General features: G+C 71.4%; 6 protein-coding genes. 3 read left to right on the top strand and 3 right to left on the bottom strand.

All coding sequences use genetic code 11. The features are described 5' to 3' along the window. Positions 1–177 precede the first annotated feature (177 nt). Positions 178–17,799: an amino acid adenylation domain-containing protein gene (locus BR07_RS23555; RefSeq protein ID WP_155956946.1), complete on the top strand. Its 17,622-nt coding sequence runs from the start codon at positions 178–180 to the stop codon at positions 17,797–17,799. After that, the gene (locus BR07_RS0106170; RefSeq protein WP_051613104.1) at positions 17,792–18,562 is read left to right on the top strand and encodes a tyrosine-protein phosphatase; all 771 of its coding nucleotides are present in this window, start codon (positions 17,792–17,794) and stop codon (positions 18,560–18,562) included. Before BR07_RS23555 ends, BR07_RS0106170 begins: the two co-directional genes overlap by 8 nt. Here the strand turns inward: BR07_RS0106170 and BR07_RS0106165 are convergent, their stop codons facing one another. The 3 genes from BR07_RS0106165 to BR07_RS0106155 form a co-directional block, all read right to left on the bottom strand. Beyond that, positions 18,563–19,354: an enoyl-CoA hydratase/isomerase family protein gene (locus tag BR07_RS0106165; protein WP_037185024.1), complete on the bottom strand. Its 792-nt coding sequence runs from the start codon at positions 19,352–19,354 to the stop codon at positions 18,563–18,565. 88 nt (positions 19,355–19,442) lie between these two features. Further along, entirely contained in the window at positions 19,443–20,966 is a 1,524-nt protein-coding gene (locus BR07_RS23550; protein WP_051613103.1) for an MFS transporter, read from the bottom strand. Continuing rightward, complete coding sequence (locus tag BR07_RS0106155) at positions 20,963–21,553, bottom strand: PadR family transcriptional regulator (RefSeq protein WP_027504678.1); 591 nt, start codon at positions 21,551–21,553, stop codon at positions 20,963–20,965. Before BR07_RS0106155 ends, BR07_RS23550 begins: the two co-directional genes overlap by 4 nt. 82 nt (positions 21,554–21,635) lie before the next feature. On the opposite strand from BR07_RS0106155, the gene BR07_RS0106150 reads away from it, so the two are divergent. Continuing rightward, positions 21,636–22,352, top strand: coding sequence for a GNAT family N-acetyltransferase (locus BR07_RS0106150; protein WP_027504677.1), 717 nt, complete (start codon positions 21,636–21,638; stop codon positions 22,350–22,352). Positions 22,353–22,358: the final 6 nt, after the last annotated feature.

Raw genomic sequence — 22,358 nt, 5'->3', positions numbered from 1 at the left:
ATACCTGAGGTAAACAACTATTAATGTGTCTCTCTTCCCGAGCCGTGGGGCGTGGCCCGGACCAGCAGTCGTCGCCGCCTCCTGTGAGTCCTCCAGAAGACGGCGAGCCCGACCGAACGGGCAATTCCCGCGGATAGGTTTCGTCCTGTGGGAGACGACCGGAACGAGGGGGCGGTCGTGTCCCCCGAACCGGACGGCGGCCCCGCCCGGGTTCCGCTGACGGGTGCGCAACGGCCGTTCTGGCTGGCCCAGCGCCTCGATCCCGACGCGGCCCTCACCGTCGCCCTGTACGTCGACATCTCCGCTCCGGTCGGCTCCGGTGTCGACCTCGTTCGGTTGGAACGGGCGATGTACGCCGCGGGCACCGAGTCCGGCCTGCGGCAGACGCGCCTCGCGCAGGGAGAGGACGACGAGCCGTGTCTGATCCACGTCGAGGACGCCGTCATGAACCTCGACGTGCTCGACCTGCGCGGCGACGCCGACCCCGAGGCGTCCGCTCAGGCGTGGATGCGCGCCGAGTTCCGGGAGCCCGTCGATCTCCACGGAACCGTGCTGGTTCGATGCGTGTTCCTCCGACTCGACGATCACCGCACGTTCCTGTATCTGCGGGCCCACCACGTGGTGCTCGACGGTCAGGGCGCCTTCACCCTCCTCGGACGTATCGCCGGCCACTACTCGGGGACGTCGGCTCCGGGACCGGCGCCGACGCCCGACACCGCCGCCCGCATCCACGATGCGGAGGTCGCCTACGCCGCGTCACGTCGCCACGACGCCGACCTCGAGCACTGGCGCGAGCACCTCGCCGACGTCGGCGGCCCCACGGCCCTGTCGGCGGCACCACCGAGCGCACCCCGGCAACCCGTCGCGACGCGCCTGCCGTGGACCCAGCCGAGGGGAACCGGAGCCGACCCACTCGCCGTCGTCGCCGCTCTCGCCGTGCATCAGTCGCGGGTGCTCGACACCGACGACGTGGTCCTCGGATTCCCCGTCACCGGACGCACCACCGCCGCTCTGCGGGCGACGGCCGGGATGATGGCCAATCTGGTGCCGCTGCGGCTGACGGTCGACTCGACCACGGCGGTGCGAGAACTGCTCGTACAGGTACGGCGGGAGATCACCGGGGCGCTTCGGCACCAACGCTTCCGGGACTGGGATCAGCTTCTGGCACCGGAGGTGCGGCCGTTCGGCGTCTCCTTCGGCCCCGTCGTGAACATCATGCCGTTCGTCGCCCCGTTGCAGTTCGACGACATCTCGGCTCCCGTCGGGATCCTGTCGTCGGGGCCCGTCCACGACACCGCGATCAACATCTACACCGGCGACACACTGACGCTGGACATCCAGTGGAACCCGGAGCGCTACGACGCCTTCGACATCGACCGGCACGGCGTGCGGCTGACGCGACTCCTCGGCGGCATCGTCGCGGCGGACGACCACACCACCGTGGGCGATCTCGCGTTCCTGGACGACGGCGAGGCGGCCGATCTGCTCGACCGGTCGGGCGGGCCGGCACCGACGGCGACGACGCTGGGCGACCTCATGGCGGCGGTCGTGCGCAGCGACCCGGCGGCGCCGGCCGTGCGCGGCGGAACGGCCACGCTCACGTACGGCGAACTCGACGACGCCTCCGGGCGCCTCGCCCGCACTCTCCGCGATGCGGGGGCGACTCCGGGAACCGTGGTGGCGCTGGCACTTCCGCGGTCCGTCGACCAGGTGATCGCGCTCTGGGCCGTCGTGCGCACCGGTGCCGCGTTCCTCCCGGTCGACCCCGCGGACCCCGTCGAGCGGCTCGCCGCCGTGCTGGCCGAATCCGGGGTGACCCTCGTCGTCACGACGGATCGACATCCCGTCGATCTGCCGAGCGGAACGACCCGGGTGGCCGTCACGGACGTCGCACCGGAGCCGCTGACGAGGGAGCGGCCGGCGATCACCGAGCTCGCCTACGTCATGTACACCTCCGGCTCCACCGGCCGCCCGAAGGGCGTCGCGATCACCCACGCCGGACTGCACGGTGTCGTGGCCGGCCACCGCGCACGCGGTCCGGAGACACGGGTTCCGGAGATGGGGGGCTTTCGCGTCCTCGCCGTCGCGGCTCCGACCTTCGACGCGTCGATCTCGGAACACCTTCTCGCCCTCGCACTGTCCGGCTGCCTCGTCGTCGCCGATTCCGACGCGTACTCCGGTGCACCTCTGCAGGATCTGCTGCGACGAGAATCGATCACCCACGCGATCCTGACTCCGCGGGTGCTCGAGACACTGTCCCCGACCGAAGCTCCGTCGCTGCGCCAGGTCCTCAGCGTCGGCGACGTGTGCTCGACCGCGCTGGCGTCCCGGTGGTCGACGTCACCGGACCTCCTGCTGCACAACGACTACGGACCCACCGAGACCACGGTGTGGGCCACCGGGACCGCGCCGCTGACGGAGTCCGGAACCGTCACCATCGGGCGTCCCCTGCCCGGAGTGCGCGCCGTGGTGCTCGACTCCCGCCTGCGCCCCGTCCCGGTCGGAGTTCCGGGTGAGCTGCACCTCGCCGGAGCCGGCCTGGCCCGCGGGTACGTCGGACGGTCGGCGGAGACCGCGGCGCGCTTCGTGGCCGGGGTCGACGGAACGCGGCTGTACCGCACGGGTGACCGCGCACGGTGGACGTCGTCCGGTGACCTGGAGTATCTGGGGCGCACAGACAGTCAGGTCAAGGTACGAGGACGCCGCGTCGAACCCGGCGAGATCGACACGGCCCTCGTCGCGGTTCCCGGTGTGACGCAGGCCGTCACAGTGGTCCGCCGTGACGGCGACAGCGAGCAGCTGGTCTCGTACGTGACCGGTGACGCCGACCCCGCGGACGTTCTCGCCGCCGTCGTCCGGACGCTGCCGAGCCACCTCGTCCCGGTGCACGTGGTGCCGCTGGACGCGCTCCCACTGACCGCCTCCGGCAAGGTGGACGTCCGCGCACTCCCCGAGCCGGAGCGCCGGACCACGACCCGCCGTGAACCCGCCTCCGACGTCGAGCGGCGGCTGCTCGACGCGGTGTCACACGTGCTGTCCCGCAACGATGTCGGTGTCGACGACGACTTCTTCGCGCTCGGCGGTGACAGCATCCTCTCGATCCGACTGGTCACCGTCGCGGCGGCGTCGGGCGTGCGGATCAGCGCTCGTGACGTCGTGGAACAACGCAGTGCCGCCGGGCTCGCGCGTGTGGCGGACACGGTCGGCACCGTCGACGAGCCACCCGGCAGCGGCATCGGCCGCGTCGACCCGACACCCATCGTGCGCCACCTGCTGGAGCGCGGCGGAACACCGGATCGGTTCGCTCAGACCCTCACGCTCTCGCTCCCGGTCGGCATCGACCGCGCATCCCTGGTGTCCACGATCGAGGCCGTGGTCGCGCACCACGACATGCTGCGCTCCGTGCTCGTCCGCGACGCGGACGGCGTACACCTCGAGGTGCGCCCGCGGGATGTCGTCCGGGTCGACGGACTGCTGCGCCGCGGCGCCGATCTCGCGGTGGAGGACATCGTAGCGACACTCGATCCCGAGAAGGGCGTGATGCTCGGGCTCGGCTGGAACGACCTCGGCGAGCACACGGCGGGACGCCTCGTGATCGCGGCGCACCACCTGGTGGTGGACGTGGTGTCGTGGGGCGTCCTCGTCGCCGATCTCGTCGCGGCGTGGGCCGCGGTGCGCGACGGGGTCGCACCGACTCTCGCCCCCGTCCGCACGTCGATGCGGCGCTGGTCGTCCGGTCTCGCAGCGCACGACGCGAGCGCGCGGCTGCCGTACTGGACCGGCGTTCTGGACGGCCCCGATCCCGTTCTCGGACAACGACTCCTCGACCCCGTCGTCGATCGGGTACGGGACACGACGGTCCGGGACGTCGCCTTTCCAGCAGAGATCGCCGACGCACTACTGGTCCGCGCGCCCACCCTGTTCCACGCCGGACCGACCGACGCCCTCCTCGCCGCGCTCGCCCTCGCGCTGGCCGCGTGGCGACAGGACGACGCACCGACCAGGCTCGTCCAACTCGAGGGACACGGACGGGAGGACGACCTGGTTCCCGGCGCCGACACCGGGCGCACCGTCGGCTGGTTCACCACGGTGTTCCCCGTACGACTGGACCTCACGGGTCTCGACATCGCCGCGGCGCTGCGCGGCGGACCTGCTGCGGGCGAGGCGATTCTGCGGGTCAAGGAGCACCTCGCACGAGTTCCCGACCACGGCGCGAGCTACGGGCTGCTGCGACACGGGGCAGACGACGACGCGCGCGACGCCCTGCGCTGGACACCGCAGATCTCGTTCGCGCACCTCGGCAGGATGACGACGACGGACACCGGTGACTGGCTCCCGGTTCCCGGCATCTCCCCGCTGTCGGGACCACGGCCCGAGGACCTGGGCGCGGCCGCCGTGCTCGAGATCGACACCGTCGTCCTCGGGGACACCCTGATCGCACGACTGAGCACGCTCGACGCGGTCCTGGCGGACGCGGACGTCGAGGCCTTCGTCTCGCTGTGGGTCGAGGCGGCGACGGCCGTCGCACGGCACGTCGACACCCCCGGCGCCGGCGGGCGGTCACCGTCGGACTTCCCGCTGGTCGATGCGACACCATTCGATGTCGACGGGTGGACCGGGCGTCATCCCACGCTGATCGACGTCCTGCCCACCGCGCCACTGCAGGCGGGCCTGCTGGTGCATGCCCGCCTCGCCGCCGGGAGCGTCGATCCCTATGTGGTGCAGACGATCGTGCACCTCGGTGGAGCGCTCGATGCCGACCGTCTGCGGCGGGCCGCGTACTCGCTGGTGGACCGTCACGACGCGCTGCGGGTCGCCTTCGACACCACCGTCGACGGGACGGACGTCCAGGTGATCGCGGCATCCGTCACGGTGCCGTGGACGGAGGTGGACGTCCGGGCCGATCCCGACCCTGCCGCCGTGCTCGACGCCTTCCTCGCGCACGATCGCGGCGTCGCCGTCGACGTGGCCGCCGCACCGCTGCTGCGCGTCGCTCTGCTGCACACCGGGGACGAGCGGCACACCCTGGTGCTCACCCATCACCATCTGCTCCTCGACGGCTGGTCCCTGCCGATCGTCCTCGCCGACCTCCTGGCCGACTACGCCGGCGAGGAACCCCGGCCCGCGCCGCCTCCACTCCGCGGCTTCCTGCAGTGGGTGAGGGAACGCGACACCACGGCCTCGCTCGCGGCATGGTCGGAGGCCCTGACCGGATCGACCGAGGCGACGCTGCTCGCTCCCGCGCACGGTTCCGGAACCGACGAGGCACCAGGACAGCGCATCGCGACGCTGAGCACCGAGCGCACCGCCGAACTCCTGGCGCGCGCCGGCGCCGCGGGGGTCACGGTCAACACCCTCGTGCAACTCGCGTGGGCACTCGTACTGGGCTCCGCGGTGGGCCGTACCGACGTCGTCTTCGGAGCCACCGTCTCGGGCCGACCGGCCGAGCTGGACGGTTCCGCATCCATGGTGGGGCTCCTCATCTCCACCGTTCCGGTTCGCGTGCGGCTCGATCGCACAGCGACGGTGCGGGAGTCGGCTCAGCGACTGCAGCGTGAGCAGGCCGCGCTGCTCGATCATCATCACCTCGCTCCGTCCGCCATCGAGGCGGAGGTCGGGCCGGGCGCCGGATTCGACACGTCGCTCGCCTTCGAGTCGTATCCACTGGATCGCACCGCTCTGACCGCGGCGGCGCGTGACCTCTCCGTTCTCGGCGTCGAGGCACGGGACGCGACGCACTACCCGCTGTCCCTGGCGGTCGAACCGGGAGAGAGCTTCGTCGTGCGCGCGACGCACCGCCGCGACGTCCTCGACACCGACGCCGTGGACCGACTGCTGGACCGACTCCTGCGGGTGCTCGAGGCACTCGACCCCTCGCGTGTGCTCGCCGAGATCGACCTGCTCGGGGTCACGGAGCGCACCCTCGTCACCGAGACGTGGAACTCCACCCGGCACCCCCTCGTCCCCACCACACTCCTGGACGCCGTGCCGGCTCTGGTTCCGTCCCGTGTGGCCTTCACTCACGGCGATCGACACGTCACCCGAGCCGAGTTCTCCGCTCGCGTGCACCGCCTCGCCCGGTACCTCATCAGCCGCGGCGCCGGACCGGAGACGGCCGTCGCGGTGGCGCTCGAGCGGTCGATCGATCTGCTCGTCGCCGTGCACGCCGTCGTGGCCACCGGCGCACACTACGTCCCGCTCGATCCCGGCCATCCCGCGGAGAGGCTCCGACACGCAGTGACCATGTCGGGTGCGCGGCTCGGTATCGGGAGTGCGGCAACGCTTCCCGAGGACGTCGAGTGGATCACGATCAGCGATGCGCCCCTCGGGTCCTTCTCCGACACACCCCTCACCGACGACGATCGCCTCGCACCCCTGCGCCCGGACCACCTCGCCTACGTGCTCTTCACGTCCGGCTCCACCGGGCAGCCCAAGGGTGTCGGGGTGTCGCACGCCGCGATCGTGAACCAACTGCGCTGGCGCGCCGAGTTCGTCGGTGTCACCGCGGACGACGTCGTGCTCCACAAGACACCCGCCACCTTCGACGTCTCGGTGTGGGAGCTGTTCCTGCCGTGGCAGATCGGTGCCCGGGTCGTCGTCGCGGATCCGGACGACCACCGCGACGCCGATCTGCTGGTGGAACTGATCGCACGGCACCGCGTCACCGTGGTGCACGCCGTCCCGTCGACGCTGGCGCTCATGGCGGACGCACCGGGCCTCGCCGCCTGCACGTCGCTGCGCACGATCCTCTCGTCGGGCGAGGCGCTGCCCGCGGGGGTCGCCGCCGCCGTCCGCGCCGTGCTCCCCGTACGAGTGGTGAACCTGTACGGGCCGACCGAAGCGGCGGTGGACGTCACCGCCCACGTCGTGACCGACGCCGACACGACGAACGTCCCCCTCGGGCGGCCGGTGTGGAACACGACGACCCTCGTGCTGGACGACGCCCTGCGCCCCGTTCCCGTCGACGTCCCCGGCGAGCTGTATCTCGGTGGTGCGCAACTCGCCCGCGGCTACGCGCATCGCAGCGCGCTGACCGCGGAGCGGTTCGTCGCCGGACCGGACGGATCTCGTCTCTACCGGACCGGCGATCGCGTCCGCTGGTCCGCCGCCGGCGACCTGCACTTCCTCGGCCGGAGCGACGACCAGCTGTCCGTGCGCGGCGTGCGCGTCGAGCCGGCGGAGATCGAGGCCGTGCTGACGCGGTCGGGCCTGATCGACCGCGCGGTGTTAACGGTCGTCGGAGACCGACTGGTCGCGTACGTCGTTCCGACACGGGGCCGTTCAGCCGTCACGGAGGCGTTGCTGCAGTCGCTGCGCTCGTCGCTTCCGCGCCATCTGGTTCCCGACGACATCGTGGAGATCGAGACCATTCCCCTCACCGCGTCGGGCAAGGTCGACAAGCGTGCGCTGCCCGCACCCGCGCGCCGCGGCCGGGTCCACCGCACTCCCTTCACACCGACCCAGCGTGTCGTCGCGGACATCGTGGAGGCCGTCCTGCAGACGTCCGCTCCGGTGGGTGCCGACGACGACGTCTTCGCGCTCGGCGCCACCTCCCTCAGCGCGGCGCGGGTCGTCGCGCGCATCCGGTCGGCGACCGGACGCGACCTGACGCTCCGCACGCTCTTCGATGTCTCGACCATCGCGGGGCTGGCTGCCGCCGTCGATGCGGGAGACGCGTACACCGACCACGGGTTCCACGCTGCGCGTCCCGACCGCATCCCGCTCACGCACGCCCAACACCGGATGTGGTTCCTCGACCGGTACGAACCGGGGTCCTACGTCATGCCGCTGGCGTTGCGCGTCCTCGGCGACCTGGATCTCGGCGCGCTGTCGTCCGCGATCGGTCACGTCATGACTCGCCACGAGATCCTCCGTACCGTCTACGCCGATGCGGACGGTGTCGTGCACCAGGTCGTGCTGCCGCCCCCGGCGCCGACCACCCTCACGGTCACCGCCGTCACACCCGACGCACTGGTGGAGCGACTGTCGGATGCCCGGACCACGCGGTTCGACCTGGCCACCGAACCACCCCTGCGGGCCGAGGTGCTGCGCCTCGCCGACGACGAGCACGTCCTGCTGCTGACCGTGCACCACATCGCCGCGGACGGTCTGTCTCTCGCCCCTCTCACGCGAGACCTGCGGTCGGCGTACCAGTCCCATCGCTCCGGACGAGTACCGGCACAGTCGCCACTGTCGGTGCAGTACGCCGACGTCGCTGTGCGGCAGACGGAACTGGGCGTCGACTCCGACGCGGCGGCGTGGTGGAAGTGCCGTCTCTCCGGACTGCCCGACGTCCTCGACATGCCGCTCGACCGACCGCGCCCGGAGCGGCGCGGCCGGGCGAGTGCCGCGGTGCGCCTCGATCTCGACGACGCGACCGTGGCCGCACTGAGCGAGCTCGCCGTCGCTCACCGGGCCACGGTGTTCATGGTCGTGCACACCTCCCTCGCCGTCGCCCTCGCGCGCTGGACCGGGTCGACGGACATCGCGGTGGGATCACCGATCTCGGGTCGACCGGATCCTGCGCTCGACGACCTCGTCGGCCTGTTCGTCGACACCGTCGTGCTGCGCACCCGCGTGGATCCGTCGGAGTCGTTCGCCGAGCTGCTCTCCCGCACCCGAGACGAGACGGTGGACGCCTTCGCGCACGCGCACGTCCCGTTCGACCACGTGGTCGACACCCTCGGTGCGGCTCGCACGTCGGCGCATCACCCGGTCTTCCAAGTCGTGCTGGCCTTCCAGGACGTGGATCCGCTCCAGGGCAGTCCCGACATCGAGGTGCTCGACGTCGGGCCGGCACCCGCGACCTTCGACCTCACCGTCGACGTCCGCCCCGCCGGCGCCGGCCTCGCGGTCGTCCTCACCTACGCGTGCGACCTGTTCGATCACACGACCGCGGAATGCCTCTCGTCCGTCCTCGAGCACGTGCTGCGCGCGGCGGCCCCGGGTTCCGAGATCGCAGTGGGCGACATCGCGATCCGCGGAGCGGACGAGCCCGACACGTGGACGCATCCCGACGCCCGCACGACCCCGACGACGCTCCCCGCCCTGCTCGACGCCCACGCGGACGGCTCCGCGGTCGCGGTGATCGAGGGCGACACCGTTCTCACGCGGGACGAGTGGGCACGAGCGTCGAACCGGTGGGCGCGCCGTCTGATCGCGCTCGGTGCCGGTCCCGAGACCGTCGTCGCGGTCGCCGTCGCCAGGTCGGCGCGGTACCTCGTTCTCGTCGCGGCGATCAGCCGTGCGGGAGCTGCGTTCCTCCCGATCGATCCCGAGCAGCCGAGGGCTCGGCTCGCGGACATCCTGACCGAGGCGGCGCCCACGCTGGTGCTCACGGACACGGCGGCACCGTTCCCGACAGACGTCGTCCGGATCACGGTCGACGATCCCGCCACACTCGCCGCGGTCGCGGCGCTGTCGGACGCAGCGATCACCGATCGCGACCGTCGCTCGACTCTGCGACCCGACCACCTCGCCTACGTCCTCTACACCTCGGGATCCACCGGACGGCCCAAGGGCGTCGCCGTCACGCACCGCGGACTCCACAACGCCGTCCAGGACCAACGGGCCCGGCACGCACCGGCATCCGATGCCCGGGTGCTCGCTGTGTCGTCGACGACGTTCGATGCGTCCGTCGGCGAACTGGTCATCGCACTCGCACTGGACGCCGCACTCGTCGTCGCCCCTCCCGAGGTCTACGCCGGTGTCGAACTCCGCGACCTGATGCGGCGGCACCGCGTCACCCACACGCTGATGACACCCCGCGCGCTGGACGCGACACCCGATCCCGGCGGTGACCTGTGCGTGGTCATGAGCGCCGGCGAGGCGTGCCCGCCGAGTCTCGTCGACACGTGGGCACCCGGCCGGACGATGACCAACGTCTACGGACCCACCGAGGCGACCATCTGGTCGACGACGGCACTCCTGGCCGCCGGGGATCCCGTGACCGTCGGGTCCCCGACTCTCGGCGTCGAGGTCTCGCTTCGCGACGTCCGCCTGCACGCGGTTCCGGACGGCGTGGTCGGTGAGCTGTACGTCGCAGGCGACCATCTCGCACGCGGGTACCTCGGTAGGCCGGGACTCACCGCGTCCCGCTTCGTCGCGGCTCCCGACGGACAGCGGACGTACCGTACCGGAGACCTGATGCGCCGCAACGCCGTCGGCGACCTGCTGTACCTCGGACGGTCCGATCACCAGATCACGGTGCGCGGCCTGCGGATCGAGCTCGGGGACGTCGAGACCGCGCTCGTCGGCGCCGCGGGCGTCGGCGCCGCCGCGGCCGGGGTGATCGACGAGCGTCTCGTCGGCTACGTGGTCGCTGCCGACGGGCACAGCATCGACGCGGCAGAGGTGTCGGCCGCAGCCGCGGCGGCACTGCCGCGGTACCTGGTTCCCGCCGCGGTGGTCGTGATGGACGCACTGCCGATGACGACGTCGGGCAAACTCGACCGCGCGCGGCTGCCCCGCCCGCCCCTCGACACGGCCGAGTTCCGCGCTCCGTCCACCGCCGGGCAGGTCGCCGTCGCGGCCGTCTTCGCGACGGTCCTGGAACTCGCGGACCCCGTCGGGCTCGACGACGACTTCTTCGCGCTCGGTGGCCACTCCCTCAGTGCCACCAGAGTCGCTGCCCGACTGCAGGTTCCGGTCCGTAGCGTGTTCGAGGCACCGACCGTGCACGCACTCGCCGCGCAGATCGACGCCGTGCCTCGGAGCGCTCTCGCACCGCGGCGGACACGGCCGCGCCCCGACATGGTGCCTCTGTCGTTCGCCCAACAGCGCATGTGGTTCCTGAACACGGTCTCCAGCGACAGCGGCTACGTCATCCCGCTCGCACTCGGGCTGCGCGGTGTCCTCGACCACGGCGCGCTACAGGGCGCACTCGCCGACGTGGTCGACCGCCACGAGATACTGCGCACCGTCTACCCCGCCGTGAACGGTGTTCCGCAGCAACACGTTCTCGATCACGCGCGGATCGCGATCGACCGGGAGTCGGAGACACCGGAGGCCGTCCTCGACCGGATGGCGTCGGCACCGTTCGACCTGGCAGCGGATCTCCCGCTGCGCGCCTCCGTCGTGGCGGTGACCGAGAAGCATCACGTCCTGCTTCTCGTGCTGCACCACATCGCCGCGGACGGCTGGTCCCTGGCGCCGCTCACCCGCGATCTCACGGCGTCCTACGCGGCCCGCCGGTCCGGTCGAGAGTGGACTGTCGACCCCCTGCCCATGCAGTACGCGGATCACGCCGTGTGGCAACAGGATCACGCGGACGACATCCGTGGTCGAGTCGCGTTCTGGACGGACCGCCTCGCCGGTCTCCCGGACGTGCTGCCGTTGCCGACCGATCGACCGCGGCCGCCGGTGGCCTCGCATCGCGGGGCGCGTGTACGCGTGACGGTGCCGGACGCCACGACCGCGGCGCTGCGTGCGCTCGCCACCGCCCACCACGCGACGCTCGTCATGGTCCTGCAGGCGGCCTGGGCCGTCACTCTCGCCCGCGTGACGGGAAGCGAGGACATCGCCGTCGGAACACCGGTGGCAGGCCGCGGTCACGAGGATCTCGACGAGCTGGTCGGCATGTTCGTCGACACGGTCGTGCACCGCGCGTTCGTCACCGGTACCGATACCGTCGCGGCTCTGGTCGATCAGGTGCGCAAGGACACCGTGGGGGCCCTCGACCATGCCGACGTGCCGTTCGAGCTGATCGTCGACGCTCTCGATCCGGTGCGCTCCACCGCGCACCACCCCGTCGTGCAGGTCATGTTCGCGTTCCAGAACCAGACTCCGCCCACTCTCGTGGCCGCCGGACTGGAGATCGACGTCCTGGACTCGGGTCCCGTGGCCGCGCCGGTGGACCTGACCCTGGATCTCACGGAGACCGGGGACGGACTGAGCGGCGCACTGACCTACGCCGTCGACCTCTTCGACCGGCGGACCGCGGCCGGAATCGTCGACGTCCTGCTCCGCGTCCTCGACGCGGTGGCGCGCAGGCCCTTCGACCGGATCGGCGCCCTCGAGATCCTGCACCCGTCGGAGCGGGCACTGTTGCTCTCCCAGCACGGCAGCGCCGGACTGCCATCGCGCGTGCTGCCTCGTCTGCTGGCCGACGCGGTGGCCGGCAACCCGGACGGGCCCGCCCTGATCGGGGAGCGCACGCTCACCTACACCGAGCTGGACCGCCGCTCCAACCGCTGGGCGCGGGCACTGATCGCCCTCGGCGCCGCGCCCGACACCGTCGTCGCCGTCACGCTGCCGCGCTCGGTGGACCAGATCACCGCGGTGTGGGCGGTAGCGAAGACCGGAGCGGCGTTCCTGCCGATCGACCCCGACGGGCCACCGGACCGACTGCGGCACATGCTCACCGAGACGGGCGCCGCCGTGGCCGTCACCGCCGTGACGGTTCCCGCCGCACTGGCACGTCTCGCCACGGTGTCACCGGCGGTCCTCGACACGGGCGCGGAGTCCGAGGCCGACGTGACGCCCGCCGACCGGCTCGGCGCCATCCGTCCCGACACCCTCGCGTACGTCATCCACACCTCCGGCTCCACCGGAACCCCCAAGGGCGTGGGCGTCACACACCGCGGCCTCGTGGACGCGTTGTGGGACCAGCGACTGCGCGGCGCTGCGCGGCCGGACCAGCGACTGCGCGAGGCTGCGGAGGCACGTGTGCTCGCAGTCGCGTCCCCCACGTTCGACGCGTCCATCGCCGAGCTGCTCATCGCCGTGGCCCTGTCCGCTCCCCTGGTGGTCGCTCCACCAGACGTGTTCGGCGGACCGGCACTGGGTCGCCTCGTGGCGCAGTCCGCGGTGACCCACGCTCTCCTCACGCCGCGAGTGCTCGACTCGCTGATCCCCGAAGACGTTCCGTCACTCCACGTCCTGGTCACCGCCGGTGAGGCCTGCCCACCGGCACTGGCCGCCCGGTGGGCCCCCGGTCGACGCCTGTTCAACGACTACGGTCCCACCGAGACCACCGTCTGGGCCACGAGCAGCGGCCCGCTCCGGGCGGACGACGCCGTGACCATCGGGCGGCCCGTCCGCGGGGTCGGCGCGCGGGTGCTCGACACGTTCCTGCGTCCGGTGCCGATCGGGGTGGTCGGAGAGCTCTACCTCGACGGCACCCACCTCGCGCGCGGGTACGTCGGCCGCCCCACCGCGACGGCCGAGCGGTTCGTCGCCGCGGCTCAGGGCGCGCGGCTCTACCGCACCGGCGACCTCGTGCGCTGGACCAGCGGCGGAGATCTGGAGTATCTGGGCCGCACCGACGTCCAGGTCAAACTGCGCGGATTGCGCATCGAGCCCGGCGAGATCGAGGCGGCACTCGCCTCGCACCCGTCGGTCGACCGTGCCGCGGTGCTGGTGCAGGACGACCACCTCGTCGCGTACGTGGTGCCGTCCGGCACGAGTGCCGTCGACCCCGCCGACCTCCGACACGACGCCGCGCGCCGCCTGCCGCGGTACATGGTGCCCGCGCACATCGTCACCGTGGACGCGATCCCGTTGACGGCGTCGGGCAAGCTCGACCGTCGCGCACTCCCGTCGGCCCCTCGCCGACCGGCCTCCGGCCTTCCCGGGACCGTGGCGACGGTCCCGCGTCGCGAGGCGGTCGGCCCGGCCGAGCGCGCCGTCGCCGAGGCGTTCGCCACCGTGCTCGAGTTGCCGGAGCTACCGGGGCTGGACGACGACTTCTTCGCTCTCGGTGGCCATTCGCTGTCCGCAACCCGGGTGGCCGCACGGGTGTCGGCGGCGACGGAGCGCGAGGTGTCGGTGCGCGCGGTGTTCGACCACCCCACCGTGGGTGCGCTCGCCGCAGTGCTGGTCGCGGCGCCGACCGCGGCGCGCACTCCCCTGACGGCGGCGCCGCGCCCGGACAGGGTGCCGCTCTCCTTCGCTCAGCACCGGATGTGGTTCCTCGGCCGCGTCGACGCCGACCGCGGTGGACAGCTGATCCCGCTCGCGCTGAGGCTGACCGGTCCGCTGGACGTCGACGCGCTCCGGTCCGCCCTCGACGACGTGACCCTCCGGCACGAGATCCTGCGCACCGTCCATCCCGCCCTCGACGGCGTGCCGCACCAGGTGGTGTCGCCCACGGTCGACGTTCCCCTCGACCTCGTGCGCACCACTGCCACAAACGTGCCCGCGGCGGTACGCACGGCCGCGGCGGCGCGCATCGACGTCACCACCGAGACTCCGCTGCGCGCCACTCTTCTCGTCGTGTCGCCGACCGATCACGTGCTGGTGATCCTCGTGCACCACATCGCCGCGGACGGGTGGTCGATGGCGCCGCTCACGCGCGACGTCGTCACGGCGTACGCCGCTCGCGCGGAGGGACGGCCACTCGACCTACCACCGCTACCCGTGCAGTACGCCGACCATGCCCTCGCGCAACGCGCAGCGTTGGGATCGCTGAACGATCCCGGCTCGGCCTTGTCGCGCCACCTCGATCACTGGCGGGAGCGGTTGGCCGGCGTACCCCTCGATCTCGCGCTGCCGACCGATCGCGCCCGGCCGAGAACCCCGTCGCAGCAAGGCGATCGGGTGCGGACCGTTCTCGACGCGGACGCGCTGGGCGCGCTCCGATCCGTCGCGCAGGCCCACGACGTCACCCTCTTCATGGTCGCGCACACCGCGCTGTCGATCGTGCTCGCCCAGTGGGCGGGAACCCGCGATCTCCTCGTCGGGACGGCCGTCGCGGGTCGCACCGATCCGGCACTCGACGACGTGGTCGGCATGTTCGTGGACACGGTGGTCCTGCGGTCCACGATCGACGAGGACGGCACCGTCGCGGACCACCTCGCCGCGGCGCGCGAGACCACCCTGGACGCCTTCGCGCATGCCGCTCTGCCGTTCGAGACCCTGGTGACGGCCCTCGACCCGGTGCGTTCCACTGCGAGTCACCCTGTGGTGCAGGTGATGCTGACTCTGCAGAACACCGCGCCGCCGCGATTCCCCGTCACCACACCGGCCGTCGAGGTGCTCGATCTCGGCGGCGCTCCCGTGCAGTTCGATCTCGCCGTGATGCTGCGCGAGGACCAGGGGCGCCTGCTGATCGAGCTGTCCTACGCGACCGACCTGTTCGACCGGAGCACCATCGAGCGGGTCTCGCGCCGACTGGTGTGGACACTGCGGTCGATGACACGCGACACCTCGGTCAGGATCGGGGACCTCGAGACGGTGGAGCCCTCGGAGCGTGCCGCGATGCGTCCCCGCAGCGGTGCCCCCGCGCTGGCGGCCCGGACTCTCGACCACCTCGTGGCCGACGCGGTAGCGGCCCGTCCCGACGCGATCGCCCTGCGGGCGAACGGCATCGACCTGAGCTACGCGGACCTGTCCGCGCGCGCGAATCGTCTCGCGCGGGAACTCATCGCATGCGGCGCAGGACCCGACGTCGTGGTCGCGCTGGCGATGCCGCGCTCGATCGACCATGTCCTGTCCGTGTGGGCCGTCGCCGCGGCCGGGGCCGCGTTCCTGTCGGTCGATCCCGCGCAACCCGCCGACCGAATTACGCACATCCTCCAGGACTCCGGCGCCGTCGTCGTGATCACGGACTCCCGGACCGAGCAGGCAAATTCGACCGCCGCGCCGTGGATCCCGCGCATCGTGCTCGACGATCCGGACGTCGTGTCGGCGCTCGACCGTCACCCGGCCCACACGGTGCTCGCGTCGGAGCGTCGTCCGGGGCTGCATCCGAGCTCGATCGCGTACGTCATCTACACCTCCGGCTCCACGGGCCGACCCAAGGGCGTCGCCGTGACCCACGCGGGCCTGGCGGATGCGCTGGCGGACCAACGTTCCCGGCGCGGCGACGTGCCGGACGTGCGGGTGCTCGCGGTGGCCTCGCCGACCTTCGACGCCTCGATCGCCGAGATGCTGATGGCGCTGGCGCACTGCGGCACTCTCGTTCTCGCGCCGGCGCACGTACACAGCGGCGACGAGGTCGGCGCGCTGATTCGCCACGAGAGGGTCACGCACACGATCATCACGCCCCGGGTGCTCGACTCCCTGGACCCCGCCGGCCTCGACTGCGTGCGCGTCCTCGTCGTGGGCGGCGAGGCCCTCCCGGATCACCTCGCGGCGACGTGGTCCGCCGGACGCGAGATGTACGACGACTACGGCCCCACCGAGACGACCGTCTGGGCCACCGCGCACGGACCGATCACGCCGGACCGCCCCGTCGGCATCGGCACACCGGTCCGCGGTGTGGACGCGGTGGTGCTCGACGGCCGACTGCGGCCGGTACCTCTCGGGGCTGTCGGTGAGTTGTACCTGTCCGGACCACATCTCGCCCGCGGGTACGTCGAGCAGACCGGGCTGACGGCGAGCCGGTTCGTCGCCGCGCCGTACGGACCGCCGGGCGCGCGCCTGTACCGCACCGGCGACCTGGTGCGGTGGAACTCGGCCGGTGAGCTGGCGTATCTGGGACGTAGCGACTTCCAGATCAAGCTCCGCGGACTGCGCATCGAGCCGGGCGAGATCGAGAACGCCGCCCTCGCCCATCCCGCGGTGACGCAGGCGGTGGTCCTCCTCCACCGCGACGCCGGAACCGGATCGGATCATCTCGTCGCGTACGTCGCCGGCGACGGGATCGACGTCGCTTCTGTCAGAGAGGCGGTGGCGGAACGGGTTCCGCAGTACATGGTGCCGTCGCGCGTCATCGCTCTGGACGCGGTTCCGCGCACCACCGCGGGCAAGGTGGATCGGGCGGCCCTTCCCGCACCGACGTTCGCACCGACGGTGTACCGCGCGCCGACGACCTCGACGGAACACATGGTCGCCGAGGCCTTCGCACTCGTGCTGGGCGTCGGCGACATCGGACTCGACGACGACTTCTTCGCCCTCGGCGGGACCTCACTGACCGCGACCAGGGTGGCCGCACACCTCGGTCGTGCCGCCGGGGTCGACCGCGTGCTCCGACTCCTGTTCTCGCACGGCACCGTCGGCGCCGTCGCCGAGCATCTCGACCGCGAGGACGACGACGAGTCGATCGCCTCGTCCGACGCAGTCGGTCCCGTTCTCCGACTGGGCGGCGGAGTCGAGCTCGCCCCCGTGTTCTGCATCCACCCGATGATGGGGCTGGCCTGGCCGTACTTCGAGCTCGGCCGCCACCTCGAGACCGGCCGCCCCCTGTACGGCGTGCAGACGCCGGCGGTGGCGGACCCCGACTTCGCACCACGGTCGATGGACGACGTCGTCGAGCGCTACGTCGAGGAGATCCGGCACGTGGATCCCGTCGGCCCGTACCACCTCGTCGGATGGTCGGTCGGCGGTGTGCTGGCCCATGCCGTCGCGGCCCGGATGGAATCGCAGGGCCACACCGTCGCGTCGCTGTCGCTTCTCGACCCGGTGCACAGCATCGTTCCGGGCAGTGCGGTCAAGAAGGCGCAGGCGGACGCCATGTTCGGCGCGTACCGGCACCTGACCGACGACCTGGCGGACATGACGCCGGACGCGCTGTGGTCGGTGTGGTCGGCGATGGGTGGCGACCAGCTACCGGTCTCGGACATCCAGGCGCGGTTGATCACCAAGGCGATGCTCACCCTGTTCGCCCTCGTCGACGAGCACGTGCCGCCGACCTACAGCGGCGCCGTCCTGATGATCGACTCCGACGTCACCGCCGTCGAACTCGGCCGCATGTCGGACTTCTGGTCGCAGTACTGCACCGGACCCGCCGACGTGGAGTCGGTGCCGTGGCGACACGGCGAACTGTTGTCGAGCGACGCCGTGGCGGACATCGGTCCCCTGGTGGGACGGTGGCTCGGACGCGTGGAGACCGCGTCGTTACTGTCGACGGGTGAGTGAACGCAGCACGGATGGTTCCGAACCCGGCCAGTTCCACCTGCACGGCGCGTGGAACTTCCGCGACACCGGCGGCCTGCGCACGTCCGACGGCGGACGCACCCGCAGCGGACTTCTCTTCCGCGCGTCGGCACTCACGCACCTCTCCGACGAGGGCCGGGCCACGCTGGCCGGACTCGGGGTCAGCGACGTGTTCGACCTGCGCGGCGACGCCGAGGTGACGCGGTGGGGCTCGGACCGGGCCCCGGACACGGTCACCGTGCATCGCGTCCCCTACATCGCCGCGGAACGCGACGCGCCGCACGAGCGCGCCGTGCCCGCCACCACCGCCCAGGGCTTCCTCGACGGCGCCTACCGCGCCTTTCCGACGCTGCCCGGCGCGCGGGTGGCGATCAGGGCGGTGGTCGAGGCCCTGTCGTCCGGCACCTCGTCGCTGGTGCACTGTGCCGCCGGCAAGGACCGCGCGGGGTGGACCGTCGCCACCGTGCTGCGCGCCGCCGGCGTCGTCGAGGAGGACATCGGTTCGGACTACCTGCGCAGCAACGCCGCCGTCGCTCCACTCCGGCGCCACATTCTCGATCACGACGAGGTGGCCCCCGCCGACCTCGACGACGACCTGCTGGGCGTGCGGGAGGAGTACTACCGCGCCGGGCTCGAGGCGATGACCACGGCGCACGGCTCGTTCGACGGCTACCTGGACTGGCTCGGCCTCGACCACGACGCGGTCACTCGACTGCGGAATGCGCTGGTGGACACCCAGCGCTGATCAGCGCCCGGTGTAGGTCGCCTTACCAGGCCCCACATCGAGGAAGCTGCGCACCGCGCCCTGCAGATCCTCGGTCTCGAACAGAGCACCCGACACCGCGGACGTCACCGAATCCGCATGGCGCACACCGCCGGAACGCCACGCACCGATGATCTCCTTCGTGGCCGCATGGGCGCGCGTCGGCCCGTCCGCGAGCCGTGCGACGAGAGCCCTGGCGGCGGAGTCCACGTCCTCGTGGATCTGGTTGACGACTCCCCATTCTCGCAGCGTCTCCGCCGTGTACAGATCGCCCGTCATGACGAACTCACGTGCCCGGCCGCTGCCCGCACGCTCCGCCATCCGCTGCGGACCACCCATCGACGGAGTCAGACCCACCACCGTCTCCACCAGACCGAACTTCGCCTTCGGCGACGCGAGGATGATGTCGCAGGCCAGGGCGATCTCCAGCGCGGCCGTCAACGTCAGACCGTGCGCGGCGAACACCACCGGGCAGGGCAGCGCCTCGAGCGGGTGGGCGATGGCCGCGAAGAGCCCCTCCCACAACGCCGTTCCCTCGGCCTCCGACAGCCCCTCGAAGACGTGCACGTCGACCCCACCCGAGACCACCTTGCCCTCCGCGCGCAGCAGCAGCGCACGCGGAGGAGTGGCCACCAGCTCGGCGACGTCGGCCGTCACGGCATCGAACATGGCCTGGTCGAACAGGTTCAGGGCGCCGTGGGCGAACGTGAGGATCGCGACCTCGGCGCCCGCGTCGGTGGTGGTGCGCTCGAGACGGGTGGGCTTCTCACTCATGGATCGGAGCATGCCAGGTGCGCACACATCCTCGTTCTCCGGCCTCCGGCCTGCCCGCCTACCCCGACCGGCCTCCGGCTTGCCCGCCTCAGCGGACGGGCGTCGTCCCGGCCGGAACACTCGCCTCGACCGACGGATCCGGAACCGCAGCCCCGTGCCCACCGAAGTTGGGGCGCGCGTAGAAGAGCGTCGCGATCGCTCCGACCAGCAGGACCGCGGCCGGGAGGTACAGCGACTGGGCGAGCGCGGTGGCGAACGGTTCCGCCACCTGTGCCGGCACCCGGCCCGTGGACAGCTCGCCCGACGCGCCGGCCGCACCGGCGAACGGCACCTCGGCGGAGATGCGGGACTGCATCAGCACGCCGATACCCGCACTGCCCAGCACGGACCCGATCATGCGGGTGGTGTTGTAGACACCGCTGCCCGCGCCGGCCTGCGACATCGGCAGGTTGCGGGTGGCCGTGGCACCGAGCGGAGACCAGATGAGCGCGTTGGCCACACCCATCAGTGCGATGGGCATGAGGAGCCGGACGATCGCCGTGGTCGGTGTCATCTCCATCGCGAGCCAGACGAGGGCGACGGTGAGCAGGGTCAGGCCGGTACCGGCGATGTAGCGCGGGTGCACGCGGTCCACCAGACGGCCGACGTTGGGCGCGAGCACGCCGGTGAGCACCGCCATGGGCACGAACAGCAGGGCCGAACGCGTGGGCGTCAGTCCGGTGACGCCCTGCGCGTAGAACATGATCGGCAGCATCATGCCGGTCATCGCGAAGCCCATGGCCGCGATGCCGATGTTGCTGAGCGAGAAGTTCCGGTCGCGGAACAACCCGAGCGGCACCAGAGGCTCGTTGCGGTTGCGCGACTGCCACACGATGAACGCGGCGAAGACGACCACGCCGACGGCGATGGAGGTCCAGATCCACCCGTTCCAGTCGTACTTCTGACCCTCCTGCAGACCGAAGACGATGAAGAACAGGCCGGCGGCGGACAGCACGACGCCGGGGATGTCGAACTTGTGGTCGTTGGTGGGGAGCGTCGGCACGAACTTGACGGCCAGTGCGATGGCGACGACACCGACGGGGAGGTTGATGAAGAAGATCCACTCCCACCCGAACGCGTCGACCAGCACGCCACCGAGCAGCGGACCCACCAGGGTCGCGACGCCGGCGACCGCGCCCCAGGCGCCCATCGCGGCACCGCGCTTGTCCTTGGGGAAGATGCGGGTGATGACGGCCATGGTCTGCGGCGTGATCATCGCGGCGCCCAGGCCCTGCACGGCGCGCGCGGCGATGAGCATCTCGATCGACCCCGACACGCCACACCACAGCGAGGCGAGAGTGAAGACGACGAGCCCGCCGATGTAGAGGTTCTTCGGCCCGAACCGGTCGCCCAGACGGCCGGTCACGAGGAGCGGTACCGCGTACGCGAGCAGGTACGCACTGGTCACCCAGATGACGTTCGAGATGTCGGTCTGCAGACCCTCGAGGATCGCCGGCTGCGCGACGGCGACGATGGTGGTGTCCACGAGAATCATGAAGAAGCCGAGGCACAGGGTCCAGAGCGCGATCCAGGGGGACGCCTCCTTCACGGCCGGGCTGGTGGTGCTGGTCATCGGTGGTCCTGTCGTTCGGTGAGAATGCGGTCCAGCCAGGGGAGACGTCCGGAGTCGATGTCGTCGACGAAGGCCCGGAGCCAGGTGAGTTCGGCCTCGCGCAGGGCGAGGGTGTAGTCGAGGCCCACAGAGAAGAGCCGGGGAACGTGGCGATCGACGGCCATCGCATCGATGACGCGCAGCTCGTCGAGATCCTTCTCCAGCAGAGCGATACGGGTACGGACGAGTGTCGCGACCTCCGGCCCGGGGAGGTTGTGCGACTCGGACAAGGCGAGGGTGAACTGCGAGTACTCGGGCGTGGGTTCCGCCAGGAGAGTACGCAGGGTGTCCGACAGAGCCGCCCGACCCGAGTCGGTCACCGAGTAGGTGGTGCGCTCGGGCCGATTACCTTCCCGTTCGGTGCCGACCGCCACGATCAGCTCACGCTCCGCCAGGCGGTCGACCGCGTGGTAGAGCGACCCCGGACGTACCTTGAGCAGTCGGTCGTCCTTGCGCTCGAGCAGGAGCAGATACATCTCGTACGGGTGCATCGGCCGCTCGAACAGGCACGCGAGCACGGCGATGGCCAGCGGTGTCACGCGTTCCATGTCGATCCCCTCGCCCGTATATTCCGCTTGGAATATACGGCGCCGAGCATGGTCGCCACAAGCGGCGCTAGCGTGGACGGCGATGAACTCCCACCAGATCGACATCGTCCGTCTCGCCTGGGCGCGAGAACTGGGTCTTCCCGACGACGCCTCGCTCGACGACGCGGAGCGGTTGCACGTGGTCGACGACGACGCGACCCGCCTCACGTTCGTCGTCCTGGACGGCCACGCGGTCCTGGTCGGACCCGGCGACATCCTCGACCGCGCCGAGGCACTGGGCAACGACGTGCTCGCGACGCGGGACGGTCTCGCCGACCTCGCGGGACAGCGCCGGGGTCGTTGCGGTGGACCACGGGTCCTCGCCTTCCTCGACGACAGTCGCGACGACGTGCGCGTCGAACACCCTCTGATCTCCCACGACGGGCACGATGTGGACCGCGTCCTCGCACTGGTGCCTCCCGACGACGCCACCGGGATCCGCGCGGTCGGCGTCGACTCGTGGTTCACGGTGTTCGACGACGCCGACGGTGAGGACGACGCTCTCCCCGCGGCCGCTGCCGGGTACGTCGAGTGGCGCGGCTTCCTCGCCGACACCGTCGCGGTCACCGTGCCGTCACGACGCCGGCGGGGGTACGGCTCGACCGCCGCACGGCTGGCCACGAACGAGGCCATCGACGCGGGACTCGTGCCGCAGTGGTCGGTGCCGATGGACAACGCGACCGCCCGGCTGTTCGGCCTCTCGCTCGGCTTCACCGAACTGGGAGTGCACATCGGGATGGAATTGACCGACCCCGGGTAAGTTACG

Origin of the sequence: Rhodococcus sp. UNC23MFCrub1.1, from assembly GCF_000686025.1 — a bacterium.
Lineage (GTDB): Bacteria > Actinomycetota > Actinomycetes > Mycobacteriales > Mycobacteriaceae > Rhodococcoides.
Note: the sequence above shows the minus strand (reverse complement) of the source record. Positions and strands in the feature narration are given on the sequence as shown.

What these genes read in the sequence shown, in the direction of transcription:
- BR07_RS0106165 (WP_037185024.1), bottom strand. Translation starts at nt 19,354, where the DNA reads ATGAGTGAGAAGCCCACCCGTCTCGAGCGCACCACCACCGACGCGGGC.
- BR07_RS0106155 (WP_027504678.1), bottom strand. Translation starts at nt 21,553, where the DNA reads ATGGAACGCGTGACACCGCTGGCCATCGCCGTGCTCGCGTGCCTGTTC.
- BR07_RS23550 (WP_051613103.1), bottom strand. Translation starts at nt 20,966, where the DNA reads ATGACCAGCACCACCAGCCCGGCCGTGAAGGAGGCGTCCCCCTGGATC.
- BR07_RS0106150 (WP_027504677.1), top strand. Translation starts at nt 21,636, where the DNA reads ATGAACTCCCACCAGATCGACATCGTCCGTCTCGCCTGGGCGCGAGAA.